This window comes from Methylobacterium sp. Leaf117, from assembly GCF_001422985.1.
Lineage (GTDB): Bacteria > Pseudomonadota > Alphaproteobacteria > Rhizobiales > Beijerinckiaceae > Methylobacterium.
In genome coordinates, this window is sequence record NZ_LMNL01000005.1 from 29,965 (window position 1) to 46,900 (window position 16,936).

The following is a 16,936-nucleotide window of genomic DNA, read 5'->3' on the forward strand; positions in this document are numbered from 1 at the left end:
GGAGGGTGTGAGGAGGTCGACGGACAGGTATGGCGCAACGTCGGTGAGACGGGGTCGAGAAAACCAGCCGTTCGGGGAGCGCTTCGAGCGCGTTCCAGTGATGTGGTCTTGACCTTCGTACTCCCATACGGGCCCGCGGCATGTGACCCGCCGCATTAGAGGCCGGACACATGGCAGCACCCGATCACGCACCGCGCCCGTCCAGAGATTCTGCTTGCATCCAAAGGGGCGTCCACACATGTCCGAACGGCACGGCCACCCGGCAGCGTTCGCCCCGTGGAGCCCGCCCGTAGCGACGCGCCATCTTCGTGTTGGTCGCGGTCTCGTCGAGGAACACGAGGCTGTCCGGATCGAGGTCGGGCTGGCCCTCGAACCAGGCCAGGCGGGCCGCCTTCACGTCCTCCCGATCCTGCTCGGCGGCGTGACCGGTGTTTTTTTACGCGTGATGCCGTGGCGCCGGCTGGCCCTCGAACCAGGCCAGGCGGGCCGCCTTCACGTCCTCCCGATCCTGCTCGGCGGCGTGACCGGTGTTTTTTTACGCGTGATGCCGTGGCGCTTGAAGAAACGGGACAGGCTGCTGACTCCGACCCGCAGGCCGTGTTCGGCCAGTCGGGCGCGTAGCTCGCGCAGGAACAGTTCGGGCTTCGCCTCGTAGGTCTGCCGGATCAGGTCGGCCTGGGCCTCGATGGCGTGCGAGCGCTGATCGCCGCCCATCGGCTTGGCCCATGTGCGTCCTTCCCGCACGAAGGCCTCGTACCAGCGCACGGCGCTGGCAGGGCTAACCTTGAACCGTCTAGCGGCTTCCCGGCGTGAGGCGCCTGCCTCGATCGCCACCACGACGCGTTCACGCAGATCGGCTGACAGGGCTGAGGGCATCCAGCTCTCCTCCTTGGAAAGCCGCGCATCGAATCACATCTGCGCCGCCCTCGAAACCCCACCTCGCGCAGGAACAGTTCGGGCTTCGCCTCGTAGGTCTGCCGGATCAGGTCGGCCTGGGCCTCGATGGCGTGCGAGCGCTGATCGCCGCCCATCGGCTTTGCCCATGTGCGCCCTTCCCGCACGAAGGTCTCGTGCCAGCGCACGGCGCTGGCGGGGCTGACCTTGAACCGTTTAGCGGCTTCCCGGCGTGAGGCGCCTGCCTCGATCGCCACCACGACGCGTTCACGCAGATCGGCTGACAGGGCTGAGGGCATCCAGCTCTCCTCCTTGGAAAGCCGCGCATCGAATCACATCTGCGCCGCCCTCGAAACCCCAGTCGACTCAAGCCGATCGGACACCGCTCTAGCAATTGGGCACTTTAAGGTGGTGCTCATGCCCGGCACAGATCCTCTGTCTGTCCCAGCGGACGCCATCGCTCTCGACCTAAACCGTATTTTTCTTCGAACACTACATCTGAGTGTCTCCCGCGACGCCTCGAATTCGACGCGCTTGGATGAAAGTGCTTCATTCATAAGCGGATTTCCCGCGGCCGAATTTCCGCCGCAGGGTCAGGATTCTCGAATAAGCGCATGACACCAGTCGTCGCCTCCTCCCGCGAGAAAGATGCGGGCTTCACTTTGATCGAGATGACGTTGGTCCTGGCGATCATCAGTCTGATCGCGGCGCTCTCCCTGCCGCGGGTATCGTTCTCCGGGAGCGCGACCAGCCTGCGGGTCAAGGGTTTCGAAATTATAGCCATCCTCCGAGCCGACCGCGACCAGGCAGTCAGGAGCGGGCGTCCAGTGACGAGCATAGTCGATTTAGCCGGTGGCCGCGTGCTGTCCAGCGGCGAGAATGGCGTGGTCGCTATTCCGGCCAACCTTCTGCTGCGCGTTTCCGGCGCCGCGCTTGACGGCATCCGCTTCCTACCAGACGGGCGGGCGTCGGGTGGGGAGATCTTCCTGATGCGGGCTGACCGGGCCGGCATCCTGTCGGTCCGAGTCGATCCGCAGACCGCCGCGATCGTAATCGACCGGGGCGCTCGCTTTGAGAAGTGACCGGAGTGCCCATGCGGCACGCATAGCACGCCGTTTCCGCGCCGCGCCAGCACGGCCGTCTTCGGCCGGCTTCCTGCTGGTTGAGGCTCTAGCGACGATGGCGATCGGCGCAATAATCCTCGTCGCGGTCGGGTCGCTGCTGGGATTGATGTCTCGGCAAGCCGACCAGACGGCGGAGCGCACCGAACGCATGGATGTCGCCAGCCACGCTCTCTCCGCGCTCGCCCGCGATATAGGATCGATCGCGCGAGCGCGCTGGGCGGGTCCCGGCCCACGGAATTTCGTGTTCACGGGGCTGCCAGATCGAATGCTGTTTTCTCTAGACCGCTCCGACGCGGATCGCCCTCCCAGCAGCTTCGCAATCCGACTGCAGGGAACAGAAACAAAGGACGGCAGCGCCATCCTTCGCGCCGAGGCGTCGCTCTCGCCCCTCGACCGCGACGAGGCTGCCCTCGATTTTGCCCCCCCGCACACGATCTACATCGGCCCTGCCCCAGTCCGCTTCGCCTATGTCGTAGCGCCCAGTGCTGGCGGTCCTGAACTCGTGCTCGATGCCTGGCCAGGGGGCGAGGCGCTGCCGATCGCAGTTCGCGTTTCATTTACTGATCCCGCGAGCGGCGAGATCCTGTCGAGCCTTCGCGTCCCTCTCCGGATTGAGGCAGAGGCGGGCTGCGCTGCGCCGCAAAAATCATTTTGCAGCCGCTTTGATCCGCGCTCGGTCGAAGAACAGGGAAAGCATGGAGCGCCGACGCGCAACATGGGCGCGACGGGGGGGCGCTGAGATGCGTAGTGGCCGGCAGGCCGGCTTCATCCTGGTGGCAGTGCTCGGCATCATGGCCCTACTCCTGAGCCTCGCCGGCGGGACGGCGCTGATGGTCCGCTCCGCGATCAACGGCGTCCGCGGCAGCACCGACGACCTGAAACTGGAAGCGATGGTCCGCTCTGGCATCGATCTCGCAGCCCACGAATTGTTCGCATTGAAGCTCTCCACGGCGAGGATCCGCGACCAGCGCATCGTTCTCGACGGCGGCACGATCACCCTGTACGCGGTCGATGAATCCGGCCGGATCGACTTGAACTGGTCCGATCCCGTTCTGCTGGCAGGCGCCTATCGCACCGCTGGGTTGACCGGGCTGAAGCCCGAGGCCTTCGCTGCCCGTGTGGTTCAATGGCGCGACCGCTACGAGGACAAGCAGCCTGAAAACATTGATCCGGCCAAGATCAATCTCGCCGCCAAGCCCGTTGGCCGCGGCAAGGACGGCTTCCGAACCGTGTCAGAACTCCGCTGGGTGGCCGACGTTTCGGATGACGACGTTGCAGCTCTCGCGCCCCTGCTCACCGTCGACAACGCACAGGGCCGCGTGAACGTGCTGGAAGCCTCGGAAACGGTTCTGATGGCACTCCCTGAGATGACTTCAAGCCTCGTAGCGCAAGTCGTGGCCCTTCGTTCCGCGCCGCGTACGACGATGGCCGATCAACTCAAGGTTATAATGCCAAAACAGCAACCGCTTATCACTACGGCGCGGGGCACAGCGTTCCGCGTTCGGGTCACGGTCGCCACAGCGTCAGGGGCCAACCGCAGCGTTGCTGTGATCTTAGCCCGTGCTCCTGCCCGCGACGCGCCGTACTACGTCACTGCTTGGGAGCGCTGATCGGTCTTAGCGGGTGTTGCGATCATATCCGATTGCTCGGCTTCACCACAAAATAGAGGTCGTCCGAGGCGACAAGCCGGGTCTCGATCGCGATCCGCTCTATCATCATCGTGAGGTCGAGGATCGCCATGTCGCTCTCACTGCGGAAGTTTCCGGCGCGGTCGGCCAGCAGATTTCGCAGTAGGGTGCCGCCCATCGGCAGCACCTCGACCACGTCGAAAGCCGCAAACAGCATCGAGCGAAGGTCGGCGCTGCGGGGTGCTTCGCTCGGATCGTAGCTGGCCACCGCCGGGATCGTTGGCAGCGTCAAGCGCACGTCGATCCGATCGTCTTGCTCTGCTTTGAGGTTCCGCCGCAGGTGCTCAGGCATGTAGGCAAAAATTTCGTCGGCGAGCCGGCGGGCATCCCGGTCCATCTGAAGGCGCGGCGGTCCAAAATAATCGAGTCCGAGGATCAGGCCGTCCAGCGAAACGATCCGGTTGAGAAAAGGCAGGAACCGTTCGAGGTCGGCACAATGGTGGAGCGAGTGGCAGAAGAACACCACGTCGAAGCTGCGATCGATCGGGGGCGGGTGGTTGAAATCGAAGGCCAGGAACTCAGATTCGATCGGAAACGGTTCGATCTTACGCCGGGCGTCCGCGAGCAGGGCCGCGTCGTATTCGTAAAGCGTGATCTTCGAAAGCGGCCAGTTTCCCTGACGCAAGATTGCCTCCTCGATCCCGCCCGGACCGCAGCCGAAGGAAGCGAGGCTGAGATCGCGACCGAGGCGCTCGCGTAGGGGTGCGAGGTGGCGGTCGAGAGTCCAGTCGAGCCACAATCCACGCTCGGCGGTGGAGCGGCCGGTCATAAGCCGAGCGACGTAGTCGTGGATCTTCGGCAGGCCCTTCCAGTCGAGCACTTGGCGCCGTGCCTCCCAGTCGGGGTCGAGCACCTGCCGCCACGTGGTCTCGTCCGGCGCGACCGGCTCGCTCGAGAGCGTTTCGTCCGCAGCAGATGCTGGTTCCGTTGGGGCTGGCGCAGACCGAGTAGAGGCTGCCTCCAGCTTAGGAGGAATCGGATCTGGAATCTGGCGCGCATCTTTCTTGAAGCGTTTTAGGAAAGTTGCGAGAGCCATCACACGGATTGCTTTCCGCCTGCGCCGCGTCGCAAGACTGGAGGTTTGGAAGTGAGCCAGTTTCGGCCGGGTCGCGATGGCTTTGGCTCTGTCTCAGTCGCGATCATGTTACCGCCCCGCGGCATCGGCCGATGCCGTTTGCCCCAGCCGGATCGTCTCAACCGTAACGGCCGTTCCGCGGCGGGTCAAAACCTCAATGTCCTGGCGCATTGGCATCCAGCGAATATGTCTCGCGAGATCTGCCGGATCACAGGCGCTGACTGCTAGCTGGCAGACGTCCTCCGCGTCTCGCTCGGGCTCAGGCAAGGGAAGCTCCAGAGCCCCTAGACGAATGGTGTAGTGGTAGCCATTCAGGGTACCGGTGCGTCCGCCCCTGTTGATATCCGTTACGTGCAGCGGTTCAGCGAGAAGCGAGCGGGCGACGCGCTCGGCGGCGAGTCTGTCCTCCACCGCCACTAGTCCAGCGCGCGACTGTACTACACCCCGCTGCACCACGAGGCTCAGGACCGCCACGATGGCGAAGGCCGCGAGCGCCTCGACTAGCGTGAAGCCCGCCGATGCCCCGCGATCGCGAGGATGCCTTCGAACCCTGGACATCATTCCTTGCCAATTACGCCGTTGCCGCCCTTCACGCCGTCGGCGCCGAGCGAGAGAATGGCGTATGGGGCGGTCTTGCCTGGCGTCCGGTACTCGTAGGGTCGTCCCCAGGGGTCCGCCGGCACGTTGCCCTGCTTGAGGTAGGGGCCGCTCCAGTTATCGGCCGCCGCTGGACGCTGAACCAGAGATTGCAGGCCCTCGCTCGTTGACGGATAGCGACCGTTGTCGAGGTAGAACAAGTCAAGCGCCGACGCGAAGGACTCCATCTGTAGCTTGGCCGCCTTGTCGCGCGAGCTCGATAGGTAGCCAAGAACGCGCGGACCTGCGAGGCCCATGACGAGGCCAAGGATCACCAATACGACTAGCAACTCGACCAGGGTAAATCCTCCCTGCGCATCGCGCCGGGGACGTCCGGATCGGTCAAAGCGGGAACGCACGGAAACCATCATCGGCGTGAAACCTCAGACCAGAAGGTCGTTGATGCTCATAAGCGCGGTCATCACCGAGATGATGAGCCACGCGATCAGGAGGCTTACCACAACCATGACCGTCGGCCCCACGACTGCGATGACGCGACCCAAGGCTGAGTCGAGCTTGGCCTCGTAAAACACTGCAACGCGGCTCGCACTGTCGGCGAGATCGCCGGATTCCTCACCGACGCGCAGCATCTGGACCACGTGGCGGGGAAAAAGCTTTCCGCGCGACAGGGTCTCGGAAAGGCGCTGGCCCTGGCGTACGTCGGCTACGACCCGGTCGATCTCGAGGCCCGCACCGGGAAGGCGCACGACGCCGCGGATTAGGCGGAGCGCCGTGGAGATGTCGACGCGGTTGCGCACCAGGATCGCTAGCGTTCGGCAGAAGGTAACGGTGAGTTCGTTGGCTAGAACCGCGCGACTGAATGGTAGGCGCGCGAGCAGGGCGAGCCAAAGCCCGCGCTCGCTGCCGATCCGGTTGAGCACCACGGCGCTTCCGAGAAGGCCGGCCATTGATAACACCACGACGTCGAAGTTGCGGTTAAGAAATCCCGACATCTCGAACACTACGAGGGCAGAAGGGTCAATCTTGTCGCGGAAGCCCTGCAGCGCGACCTCGAATTTTGGAATCAAGTAGATCAGGATAAAGAACAGCACCCCCACCGCCGCGACCACGAGGAAGCAAGGGTAGGAGATCGCAGAGATGAAGCGCTTACGCAGGCGCTCACCGCGCTGGCGCTCGGCGGCAAGGCCGCTCAACGCCTCCTCCAGCCGCCCGGAGGTCTCAGCGACCTCAACCATTTTCACATAGATGGGTGGAAACAGCTTCGGGTGCGTGGAGATCGCCTCAGACAGGCTCTTGCCGTGGCTGAGCGCCGCGTGAAGGTCGCGCAGCACCCGCACGAGCCAGCTACGGCTCTCCATCTGAGAGAGGATTTGCAGCGCCTCGGTGAGCGCGACGCCGCCCTTGAGCAACATCGCCAGATCTAAAGTTAGACTGGTAATGTCCTCGGGCCGCGGGTCCGGCGTCAGCCAGTCCCGCAGCGAGCGCCCTGTCGACCGCGTCCCTTTGGTTTCCGCCTTCACCGAGATCGGGGTGCACCCGACACGGTCGAGATGGGCGAAGACCTCGCCGCTCGCTCCGGCCTCCATCGTCCCCTCAAGGATTTTGCCCGAAGCATCCAGGGCCATGTAGGCGAAGGTCGACATCTACGGATGCCCCAGTGCGCTGGGCAGGATCTGCCCCACGAGCCACGTCGCCCAGAGCGCGGGGGCGAGGACAGCGCCAAAAGCGATCCGGTCGGTCACCTGAACTGCACGCGCCAGGACGGGCAGCATCCGGCCCGCGCCGACGATCGCGAGGCCGGTCAGACTCGCGCTAAGGATCGCTAAGGAGAGCCCAACGGTCCCGAGCAGGACGCCACCGGCGGCGGCGAGCTTTACGTCGCCAAGGCCGATGCCGTCATGCCCGCGGAGGCGGTAATAGGTCTCCCGTAGTGCAAGCAGAACACCGCCGCAAATCGCGGCGTCAACGGCTGCGAAACCGATGGTCGTGACCGGGTGGGTGCCCAGAAAGGCGCCGTCGCCGATCCTACCTGCGAGGCCGATCAATCCGAGAGCAAGGGTCGCAGCGTCAGGAATCGTAAAATCCGCCAGATCCTGCCAGACAATCCGCAAGCCGATGATGGCCAAAGCGATGGCGACGATGCCGGTAGCCATCGGACCCGGACCAGCCCACGCTGCTAATGCCGCGCTGGAGACTGCAACGGCAATCACGAGCCCGGCGAAATCGTTCGTCTCGATGCGTCTGACCAACATGCGCGGTCGATCAAGGCTTGTAGACCGGGCGGCGAGCGGGCAGTGCGGCACCGCGTCGGGCGCCTGCATCGAGCAGTTTACCCCGGTAATCCTCAGCCACCCGCTGCGCGTCCCGTCCCGAGCGGACAACAACGGGACGGATGAATACCACCAGTTCGGTCCGCTGTGCGCCATTGTCTACGGAGCTGAACAGGTCCCCCACGCTGGGAAGCCGATCAAGGAACGGGATCCCGTCGCGGGACACCTGCCGCTTCTCACTGATCAAGCCGGCGAGCAGAACCGTCTGTCCGTTGGCCACCGAGATCGTGCTCGCGACCCGCCGCTTCGAGATCGTCGGGGTCAGGGTGTTCGAGGCGCTGACCACCGCCGAGATCTCCTGCTCGATCTGCATGGTAACGGCATCGTTCTGGCCGATACGCGGGACCACGTTGAGGATGATACCGGTGTCACGGAACTCTACTTGGCTGACAAGCGGCGCGCCGGGTACGGTGATGCCCTGTGCCTGCGTGGTTGTGATCGGCACAGAATCGCCGACCTGGAGTGAGGCGGGCTGGTTCTCCAGCACCACGAGGGAGGGCGAGGACAGGATCTTCACGTCGGTGAAGCCATCAAGCGCCGAGAGCACCACGTCAGGGCCGGAATAGCCACCGACGAGGAAATTGAAGCCCCCGCCGGCGCTTGCCGTCAGCGCGTTGGTGGCGCCGCCTGCCGTTGCTGCTGCTGCGCTCAGCAGACCGATCGATCCCCTGCCCTTGCCCAGCCCAATATTCTTTGAGTCGAGGAAGTATTGCACCCCGTACTTGAGCTGATCGGTGAGCGTTACCTCGGCGATGGTCACGTTGACCGCCACCTGCGCTGGGGTTGCGTCGAGTTGGCGTAATGCTGCGTTGATCTTCCTGTAGGTCTCGCCGTCGGCATAGGTGATAACCGAGTTGTTCGACGGGTCCGCGCTGATTGAAACGCGCCGCGCCCCGTTGCCCCGTCGGGTTAGATCGAGGCTGTCGCTACCACCACCGGTCGCAAATGAACCGCCGCCGTCGGCCATGCCATTGTTCGGCATGGTATCGCCAAAGGCCGACGCGAACCGCGCTCGGAGGAGGTCGGCGCCGGTGTTCTGCTGGCCACCGCCTTGATTGCCGGAAGCGCCCTGTCCAAGCCCGCCATAACCGGAGCTAGAATTGCCTCCGTACAGACCGCCGCTCTGGGTGCCCCCGGAAAAATTGCGGCCCTGTCCTTGTCCACCGCTGTTAAAACCGCCGAGCCCAGCGCCCTGCGTCGGGGTGTTGGTGTTGGAGTTGCCCGTTCCGAATAGGCCGTTGATGACGCGAGCCAGCTCCTTCGCGTCTCGATAGCGAGCCTTGTAGATGAACACCGTTTCCTCGGCTGCCTCGACAGTACTGTCGAGCTTGCGCACAAAGGTTTCCGCGCGCCGGATTAAGGACGGGTTCTTTGACATCGCCATCACGGCGCGCAGCCGAGCGATCGGCTTGAACTGGATCAGGCCCGAACTCGCCCCGTTTTCGCCGGTGTCGAACAACTGCGTGAGGTCGGCGACGATTGCCTCCGGCCGCGCGCGGCGCAGCTCGAACAGGCTCACCGATTGTCCCCGCATCCAATCTGCATCGAAGGCTAGGATCGCGCTTACAGCCTCCTGGCGACGTGGCCCAGGACCTTTCACGATGATCGTGTTGCGGCCGGTATCGAAGCGAAGGCCATCGGCCTCTGTGACAAAACCCGACACCAGCTTCGACATCACCGCGGCTGAGACGTAACGGAGCGGAACTACCGAGACTCCATAGCCCGGCGCTTGCGCGTTTCCAAAACTGACGTTGCCGATGCTGGTGGCGGCTGATGTTATGCGGTAGCCGCCGGTGTTGCGGGTCATGGTGTAGCCCTGGCCCGACAGAACCGTCTCTAGCGCTGAGAGTAATTCGGCGCGGGTCATTGGCCGGGGCGAAGAGATCGTAATCTGACCGGCGACGTCGGAAGCCATTGTGTAGTTAAGGCCGAGCGTATCGTTCAAAATGGCATGGACCACGTCCTTCACTTCAGCCCGCTCAAAATTCAGACGGTAGCTGCCAGCTTCGCCGGGCTGTGTCCCAATCTCCACGGCTTCGGAGCCGAGGCTCGCTGTTGCCTCAACATCCTCGGGACTAAAATTATACGTCCGCCCCTCGCCACGATCCGGTGCGACGACCGCATCCCGTGACGGCTTGCCCGCGACCATCCGGCGGAGCGGACGCGCCGATAGGTCCATCTGGGTTTCTGGGCCCGTCAAGCTTGCGCGTGGGGGAGTGGCATCACGGGCGAAGGCGACGGCGCCGAGAAGTCCCACGCAACAGACCGAGGCGAGGCAGAGTCGCATCAAGAGCATGAGAAGATTTTCCAATCCAGGCGTTACGTTAACGTACCCCTCATTCCTGCCCGTGCCCACGGGGACAATCACTATAAATAGGCTTTCTCAACTCGCTGTGCCTGATTAGACACATGCTTTACAAATTCTGTTCAATTAAAGATGTTTTAGCATCTCCGTCATTGTCGCGAATCCATCTGCAGCTAAGTTGGCCTCGACGCTAGAGTAGCAGCGTGCGACCTGCCGGGAGAAAACAGACCATGACTGAGAAACTGATCAGCACTGAGAGTGAGATGTCTGGCCTTGAGCCCGGCACTTGCGTCGTTAACCTCGAAAAAGGCCGCCGTGCGTTCCTCCAAACGCTCGGCCTTGGCATTGCCGGTGCCGCCATCCTCGGCAACTCCACAACCCAGTCCCAGGCCCAGGGGCTGCCGACGGATATTACCGATGCAGACATCCTGAATTTCGCGCTGAACCTCGAGTATCTCGAGGCTGAGTTTTATCTTAACGCCGTGAACGGCTCCGGTCTGAAGGCTGCGGATCTGCAGGGCGTCGGCGCCATTGGTGCTGTCAATGGCGGTGGCCGTGCCGTGCCGTTCACCGATCCGAACGTCCGCAAGTACGCTTTTGAGATCGCCGCCGACGAGGAGGCTCACGTCCGCTTTCTGCGCGCAGCGCTGGGCAGCGCCGCCGTCAGCCGGCCGCGTCTTGATATCGACTTCGCCTTCACCGCCGCCGCCCGCGCAGCCGGCCTCATCGGCCCAAATGACCGCTTTGACGCCTACGCCAACGACACGAACTTTTTGCTCGCCTCGTTCATCTTCGAGGATGTCGGCGTCACCGCCTATAACGGCGCCGCCGGTGCGATCCAGAATAAGACTTTCCTCGGCGCCGCCGCGAGCATCCTCGCGGTTGAGGCCTATCACGCTGGCATCATCCGCGCAGTGCTTTACTCCAAGGGCCTGATCAATCAGGCTGATGCCATTTCCAATGCCCGCGACTCACTCGATGGTAGTGCGGATCTTGATCAGGGCATCAGTGGAACTCAGTCAGCGACCCCAGGCTTCCAGTTCTCAGATGCCAACTTAGTCCCGACCAACGCTCAGGGCCTCGTGTTCGCCCGTACCCCCGGCCAGGTACTGAACATCGTCTACCTCAACACCACCCAGAGCCCGGGCGGCTTCTTCCCGGGCGGTCTCAACGGCACCCTGCGCTAGTCTCGACGCAGTGATCGTCGTCGGAGAGCGAGACATCGCTCTCCGACGACACGAATTACAGTCGATTTATAAATTCAATCACAAGGAGGACTGGCGAAACGCCTATCCAAATGCCTCTGCAGCCCCGCCTATGCGTGTGTTTCGTCTTAGATCGGCCTGCCGCGCGGACCTCTGCAAAAAAGCGTGATCGACCGTTCGCGTCGCTGGACTGATTTGAGATTCCGCGCTGAAACTAACCCGTGTCTCGCAGCGTAGTCGCCTTCAGAAAACTTTTGTTGCAGGCAGGCGATGTCACAGGTTCACTACGTCGTGCGGCGCAGCCGATCGGGCAGGTTCAACTTTACACTTATGAGTGAAGGGGGGCGGCTCACGGGGTCAGTCATCGTAGTGACGACGGGCAAAACCGGTTCCGAAATTGAAGGCGATGCACACGACCAGATCCTACATCTCGCCAAGATGTTTGCGGAAGCAGCAGCCTCAAACAAGCTCGACGGGATTGATTCATTGTCGAAGAATAGTGGGCAGGCCACAAGTCGCCCCGTCAGCGCGATCGCACTGGACGATTGTAGCATTGCGCATTCAGATAAATGCTGATCGAACATCCACTTAAATACGTCGTTGCAGGACCGGCGGACCAGTGCTTTGCCTATTGCTGAATTTTTCTGCGGCTTTTGGTTGTAATACCAACCCTCACTGATCAGCACCCATGGGCCCATCGGCGCAGTCCGATGGACATGATGCGCCAGGGCTGGGCGATGAGCTTTTTCCAGGCGTCGCAGCAGTAATGGAGGATGTCGTCGTAGGATTGGAAGATCCGGTTTCCGAGCCAGTTGTCGCGAAGGAACTGCCAGAGGTTCTCGACCGGATTGAGTTCGGGTGAGCGCGCCGGCAGGGGCAACAGAGTGATGTTGCTGGGAACCGGCAGCTTCCTGGTGGTGTGCCAGCGGGCTTGATCGAGCAGGAGCACGGCGTGGGCGCCAGGAGCCACGGTCGCCGAAATCTCTTCGAGATGATGGGCCATCGCTGACGTGGTGCAGCGGGGCATGACCAAGCCTGCACCGACGCCCCGGGCCGGACAGATCGCTCCGAAGATGTAGGCCGAGGCCGTGCGTTGGTCCTTGGGGGCCGAGGGTCGCGTTCCGCGCTTGGCCCAGCGCCAAGTCAGCGTGTTCTTCTGGCCGACACGGGCCTCGTCGCAGAACCAGATCTCTACGGGCTTGCCGCCGACAGCTTGCGCGATCTGCGCCAAACGGTCGGGGGAGTCTTTTTAAAAACAGCCGCGGCGTCCGGATCCTGGGCGTGATGGCGCGGGCGGGCTGAGAGTTTGCGGTAGCCCATGGCCCGCAAGACTCGGTTCAAGGTCTGCTCGGAGACCGACACGCCGTGATCCTCGAACAGGATCTGGGCCAGATCGCACAACCGCCACCGCACCAAACCGTGTGCGGCCGGCGTCGGTCCCTGTTCGACCAGCGCCTTGAGGACCTCGCGCTGGTCGGCGTTCAGGCGCGGACGGGCTCCGGGGGCCTTGCCGTCGATCAGTCCGTCCGGTCCATCGGCGTTGAAGGCCACGACCCAGTCGCGCACCGTTTGCAGCCCGACCCCGCCGATCTCGGCCGCCTCCGAACGCGAGCCACCCGCGGCGATCACCGACAGCGCCAACAGGCGGCGGGTCTGCGCCGGGTCTCGCGAACCCTTGGCCAGACCGCGCAAGGCCTCGGCATCGAAGTCCGATCGCAGCGGCACCGGAGCAGCCATCGCATCCTCCTCAGGCTTCAAATCCGAAGAAAAATCACGACCGAGATGCCAACGCTACCCCGCGTGAGTCCTGCTCAGCGAGGTTTGGTATAAGTACCCCACAACGTGCATGGCGACAGCGTTTGGGCTCATCGCGCTGTTGGAATGCCGATGGGTGGGGGAACGCCGCCGCGTAGACCTTGCGGGCTTGATGGGCCGACGGTGAACAACCGGTAGGTGACCTCGCGTGTCCCTTCTCGAAGCGTCGCACGATCGGGGCCGATAGCATGGACGCGCCACGTTCCCACGACGTCGCCGATCTTAAGGCTGAGCGAGGATCCGCCTGCCGGACGGCGTAGGATCGCGACGGCCTTATCTACCCCTGCGACGACTCCAACGAGGCGCAGATCCGGCGGTGGAGTGTCCACCTCGGTGGACGCTGGTGGAGCGACGAAAGCCTGAGGCGGCGGCGGCGGCGGGCGCCGCGATGGTGCGAAGAGTGGTCGTCCGCGGAAGGCATCCAAAGCAGCCGGATCGAGCGTACTTAAAGGATTGAGGTTTTGCGGTGGGCCCAATGGAGGGCGCATGTCCGCAACCTGTGCTGAGACGGTCGCGATCTTTGACACGAGCAGGGCAAGTACCAAACCGGCAGCAGCAGACCATCCGGCATGACGATGCGGGCGGATCATTGCGTGTTCTCACGGCAGTAGCCGCGGATCGCGAGAGCGACGCGCAAGGTCGGATTTGCTTCGTCGCTCCCTGGGAGTCGCCCAGACACTGGGCGGATGTTCGCGGCCTCGACTGTCAGTAGCGGCAGTCCGGTCTCCACCGCTCTAAGCAGATCGAACAACCCATCGTTACCGATGTCGAGGCTGAGGCGGAGCTGAATGCTGCGCTGTACCGTTAGGTCGGGCGTGTCGTCGCTGCGAACCTCGATAAGGCGGCCACCGGCGCGTTCGACGAGACTAGCGAGGCGCTGCTGTAATTCGGCGCGTGCGAGGCTCCCGGTCCTTGCTGTCAGATAAAGGGCCGAGAAGTCGCCCTCGGTCGGGACTGAACGAACGGCTTCCGCCCGGATGCGCGACTCGACTTGTGCAAGATAGCCGGCCGAGGCAGTCGCCTCGTCACCAGCCTCCGACCAGCGCGCAAGGTTGGTCAGCATCACGAGGAGCAGCAGCAGCGGTGTCCCAACAAACAATGCGACGGCCAGCGGTCCGAACCAGCGGGCCTCCCGAGCTTCTGCAAGCGTCATTGCCCCACGTCCATTACGTCGCCACGGGTCGCCACCAAATCGAAGGCGTCGCGCTTCTCGGCATCGCGGATCACCGGCGCGGCGAAACGCGGGTTTTTAAGGCCTGCCTCAGCTTCGAGGCGGGCGATCAGCGCTGGCGCATCAATGGAGCGGCCGACGAGGCGGATCCGGGCTGGGCCGATATCAAGTTCGCGCAGCACCGTGCCGTCCGGCAACGCACGGCTCAGCTTGTCGATGAGCACGATTGTCGCGTTTTCAGTGCGCTTGCCCTCGATTAGGATCCGTTCGCGCGACGTGCCGACGCCGCCGCGTAGCGTGAGCTTCGTGCGCAGTGCGGTCAGCCGCTGCCGGACTTCCTCCGCGTTAGATGCGGCCGAAGCCGCGACGACCGCCGAAAGCAGGCAGGCGACCGTCAGCCCGCTGAGCAGGATCGCTAAGCCGCGGCCGATACGGCCTCGGAGCCGGTCGTCAGCTGGTTGCGTACGCCCCTTGTAGAGGTCGAAACGCAGTGGCGCGTCGAGCGGTTCGGCCGCACTGCCTAGAGCCGTCGCTGTAAGCCCTGCATTGGCGAGGCGTGCCAGGAACGGCGCTACGAGATCGACGGAAGTTGCGAGAAGATCGACGCCGATTGTACCGTCTTCGGAAACGCCGTCAACGACACTGTAAGCGTAGAGGACTTGATCTGCTCGCCATGGCGTCAGGCGTTCTAGGCGATGTGTGATGATCGGCTGGAGATAGCTCCGCCCGGCATCGGGGAGGCGCAGCGCGCGCGTCAGGAACACCTCCGGTGGCAGTCGCAACTCCACCGCGCCCTTGTGGAAAGTTTCCGGCGCGCGCACGTTGCTGTCTAAGTGCTGCGGCGGGCCTAGGCGATCCTTCTGCGAGGTGTGGAGCACGAGCCCGTTCGGCGCAATCGTTACGACGTGGCTCAGGCCTGTAGAGAAGCGGCCCAGAAGCGGCCGGATGGTCGCGACTAGGGCGTCGAGTAAAGCTGCGCCGATCGCTTGCACAATGTTCGCGGCGCGATGGAGCGGGGCCGGCATCGTTCCCTTGGAAAACGTCATCCCGAAATCCGCATGACCTCGTCGAGTGAGGTGAGCCCGAGGCTGGCCTTCTCGATCCCATCGTCGAGCATCGTGGTCATCCCGATCGCGCGCGCCGCCTGGAGCAGGATGCGGGGATCGGGCTGGCCGCGGATTAGGTCGCGCAGATCGTCGCCGACGGCCAGCGCTTCGAACACTCCGATGCGCCCGCGATAGCCGCTGTCGTTGCAGTAAGCGCACCCTGTCGCAGTGTGAAAGTTGCGGCCCGTCGCCTCGGGGCCGCCGCGCCGGGCGCGTAAGTCGCGCGCGACGGTGGAGCCCTTCGGATCGGGAACCCGGCAGCGCTCACATAGGCGACGCACCAGCCGCTGGCCGATCACCCCTCGCAGGCTCGAAGCAATGAGGTACGGCTCAACGCCCATGTCGACGAGGCGTACCACTGCGTCAACTGCGCTATTGGTGTGCAGCGTTGTCAGCACGAGGTGGCCGGTGAGCGCGGCCTGGATACCGATCGCCGCAGTCTCGCGGTCGCGCATCTCGCCGACCATTATCACGTCAGGGTCGTGGCGCAGGAACGAGCGCAACGCCGCGGCGAAGGTCAAGCCGATCGCCGGCTTGATCTGGGTCTGGTGGATGCCGGGGAGCTGGTACTCTACAGGGTCCTCAACTGTGACGATCTTGCGCGCCGGATCGTTCAGCAGCGAGATTGCGGTGGCGAGCGTCGTGGTCTTGCCGCTGCCGGTGGGGCCGGTGACGATGATGATGCCGTGAGGCTCAGCGAGCAGCTTGACTACCACGTCGAGGTCGCGATCGGACAGGCCGACGCGCTTGAAGTCGAGTAGCCGCGTGTCCTTCAGCAGAATGCGCAGCACCGCCGTCTCGCCGTAGAGCGTTGGCATGATCGCGACGCGCAGATCCGCCTCGGTGTTGCCGACTTTTATGTTAGTGCGCCCATCCTGCGGCAGGCGGCGTTCGGCTATATCGAGGCCGGCAAGGATTTTCATTCGCGAGATCACCGCGGCTGCCATGTGGCGTGGCATCGTCTGCTGCGCCCGCAAGTGACCATCAACCCGAAAACGTACCTTCAGCTCCTCGCGGCCAGTTTCAATGTGGATGTCGGTGGCGCCTGCTTGAATCGCACGTTCCAGGAGCCCATCAATAACGCGCACAATCGGTGCGCCGCGGGCGAGATCCTGCAGCGTTTCGATGTCGTCGGAGAGGGCATAGTCGGACTGAGTCTCAGTTTCAGCCACTTCGCGCGGCGCATCTATGGGGCGACTACGCTCGAAGAGGTCCTCAATTTCCTCGAACGACAGCACCTCGAGTGGCACTGGTCCACCGAGCGCAAGCGCAACAGCGCGAATTGGTTCGAGATGTCCGGGGTCTGCGGTCACCAGCAGAATTTGCCCTTCTCGTATAACCGGATAGAGAAAGGCTTCGCGCAGGAAGTCGCGGGAAAATTTGTTTAAAGCGTGGGGAAGAAGTGCGATTGTGTCACGGTCAGCCCGCGGTATTCCGTTGAAGGTGGCGACTGCATCAGCAAGATCAATCGCCGACACGGTACCGCCCCGCCAGATCGCCTCGGCTGTTCCACCATTCACTCGCATCAGCGTCGGCACCGTCGTCAGACCGCGACGCCGCCGAAGGAACTCCGCGAGCGTCTCGCCTTGGATGGCAACCACGTTGGCGTTCGTCTGCATACGTCGC

At 63.4% G+C, this 16,936-nt stretch carries 13 protein-coding genes and 2 pseudogenes; 4 read left to right on the forward strand and 11 right to left on the reverse strand.

Annotated elements, in window-relative coordinates; translation table 11 throughout:
- Positions 1 to 238 precede the first annotated feature (238 nt).
- Positions 239 to 876 (reverse strand): annotated as a pseudogene (locus tag ASF57_RS24425) (IS630 transposase-related protein); the annotation flags it as partial.
- A gap of 59 nt (positions 877 to 935) precedes the next feature.
- A pseudogene (locus ASF57_RS25460) lies at positions 936 to 1,193 on the reverse strand (helix-turn-helix domain-containing protein); the annotation flags it as partial.
- Between the two features lie 315 nt (positions 1,194 to 1,508).
- On the opposite strand from ASF57_RS25460, the gene ASF57_RS05560 reads away from it, so the two are divergent.
- From ASF57_RS05560 to ASF57_RS05570, 3 genes are all read left to right on the forward strand, one after another.
- The gene (locus ASF57_RS05560) at positions 1,509 to 1,976 is read left to right on the forward strand and encodes a GspH/FimT family pseudopilin (RefSeq protein WP_056480939.1); all 468 of its coding nucleotides are present in this window, start codon (positions 1,509 to 1,511) and stop codon (positions 1,974 to 1,976) included.
- 97 nt (positions 1,977 to 2,073) lie between these two features.
- Positions 2,074 to 2,757 (forward strand): hypothetical protein, encoded by a 684-nt coding sequence (locus ASF57_RS26190; protein WP_056480940.1) that lies wholly within the window; start codon positions 2,074 to 2,076, stop codon positions 2,755 to 2,757.
- 1 nt (position 2,758) lies between these two features.
- Positions 2,759 to 3,628: a type II secretion system protein GspK gene (locus ASF57_RS05570; RefSeq protein ID WP_056480942.1), complete on the forward strand. Its 870-nt coding sequence runs from the start codon at positions 2,759 to 2,761 to the stop codon at positions 3,626 to 3,628.
- Positions 3,629 to 3,650: 22 nt separating this feature from the next.
- Here ASF57_RS05570 and ASF57_RS05575 read toward each other — a convergent pair whose 3' ends face one another.
- The 5 genes from ASF57_RS05575 to gspD all read right to left on the reverse strand — a co-directional run bounded on the left by ASF57_RS05575 (position 3,651) and on the right by gspD (position 9,887).
- Positions 3,651 to 4,742, reverse strand: a complete 1,092-nt coding sequence (locus ASF57_RS05575; protein WP_082503718.1) for a class I SAM-dependent methyltransferase — start codon at positions 4,740 to 4,742, stop codon at positions 3,651 to 3,653.
- A 596-nt stretch (positions 4,743 to 5,338) separates the two neighbouring features.
- The gene (gene gspG, locus ASF57_RS05585; RefSeq protein WP_244476826.1) at positions 5,339 to 5,788 is read right to left on the reverse strand and encodes a type II secretion system major pseudopilin GspG; all 450 of its coding nucleotides are present in this window, start codon (positions 5,786 to 5,788) and stop codon (positions 5,339 to 5,341) included.
- 12 nt (positions 5,789 to 5,800) lie between these two features.
- Positions 5,801 to 7,021, reverse strand: a complete 1,221-nt coding sequence (locus tag ASF57_RS05590; RefSeq protein WP_056480949.1) for a type II secretion system F family protein — start codon at positions 7,019 to 7,021, stop codon at positions 5,801 to 5,803.
- Positions 7,022 to 7,699 (reverse strand): A24 family peptidase, encoded by a 678-nt coding sequence (locus ASF57_RS05595; RefSeq protein ID WP_056480951.1) that lies wholly within the window; start codon positions 7,697 to 7,699, stop codon positions 7,022 to 7,024.
- Positions 7,641 to 9,887, reverse strand: a complete 2,247-nt coding sequence (gspD, locus tag ASF57_RS05600; protein ID WP_244476827.1) for a type II secretion system secretin GspD — start codon at positions 9,885 to 9,887, stop codon at positions 7,641 to 7,643. Before gspD ends, ASF57_RS05595 begins: the two co-directional genes overlap by 59 nt.
- 356 nt (positions 9,888 to 10,243) lie before the next feature.
- Here gspD and ASF57_RS05605 point away from each other — a divergent pair, with 356 nt between their 5' ends.
- Positions 10,244 to 11,200, forward strand: coding sequence for a ferritin-like domain-containing protein (locus ASF57_RS05605; RefSeq protein WP_244476832.1), 957 nt, complete (start codon positions 10,244 to 10,246; stop codon positions 11,198 to 11,200).
- Positions 11,201 to 11,897: 697 nt separating this feature from the next.
- On the opposite strand, the gene ASF57_RS24430 is transcribed toward ASF57_RS05605, so the two are convergent.
- From ASF57_RS24430 to ASF57_RS05630, 4 genes are all read right to left on the reverse strand, one after another.
- Positions 11,898 to 12,955, reverse strand: a protein-coding gene (locus ASF57_RS24430) for an IS630 family transposase (protein ID WP_156375985.1) whose coding sequence is annotated in 2 segments (ribosomal slippage) — positions 11,898 to 12,460 and positions 12,460 to 12,955 — 1,059 coding nt in all. Because the reading frame shifts where the segments join, the coding sequence is not laid out codon by codon here.
- 664 nt (positions 12,956 to 13,619) lie between these two features.
- The gene (gene gspM, locus ASF57_RS05620) at positions 13,620 to 14,186 is read right to left on the reverse strand and encodes a type II secretion system protein GspM (protein ID WP_056480961.1); all 567 of its coding nucleotides are present in this window, start codon (positions 14,184 to 14,186) and stop codon (positions 13,620 to 13,622) included.
- Positions 14,183 to 15,250, reverse strand: a complete 1,068-nt coding sequence (locus ASF57_RS05625; RefSeq protein ID WP_056480963.1) for a PilN domain-containing protein — start codon at positions 15,248 to 15,250, stop codon at positions 14,183 to 14,185. Before ASF57_RS05625 ends, gspM begins: the two co-directional genes overlap by 4 nt.
- The gene (locus ASF57_RS05630; protein WP_244476833.1) at positions 15,247 to 16,929 is read right to left on the reverse strand and encodes a GspE/PulE family protein; all 1,683 of its coding nucleotides are present in this window, start codon (positions 16,927 to 16,929) and stop codon (positions 15,247 to 15,249) included. Before ASF57_RS05630 ends, ASF57_RS05625 begins: the two co-directional genes overlap by 4 nt.
- Between the last annotated feature and the right edge of the window lie 7 nt (positions 16,930 to 16,936).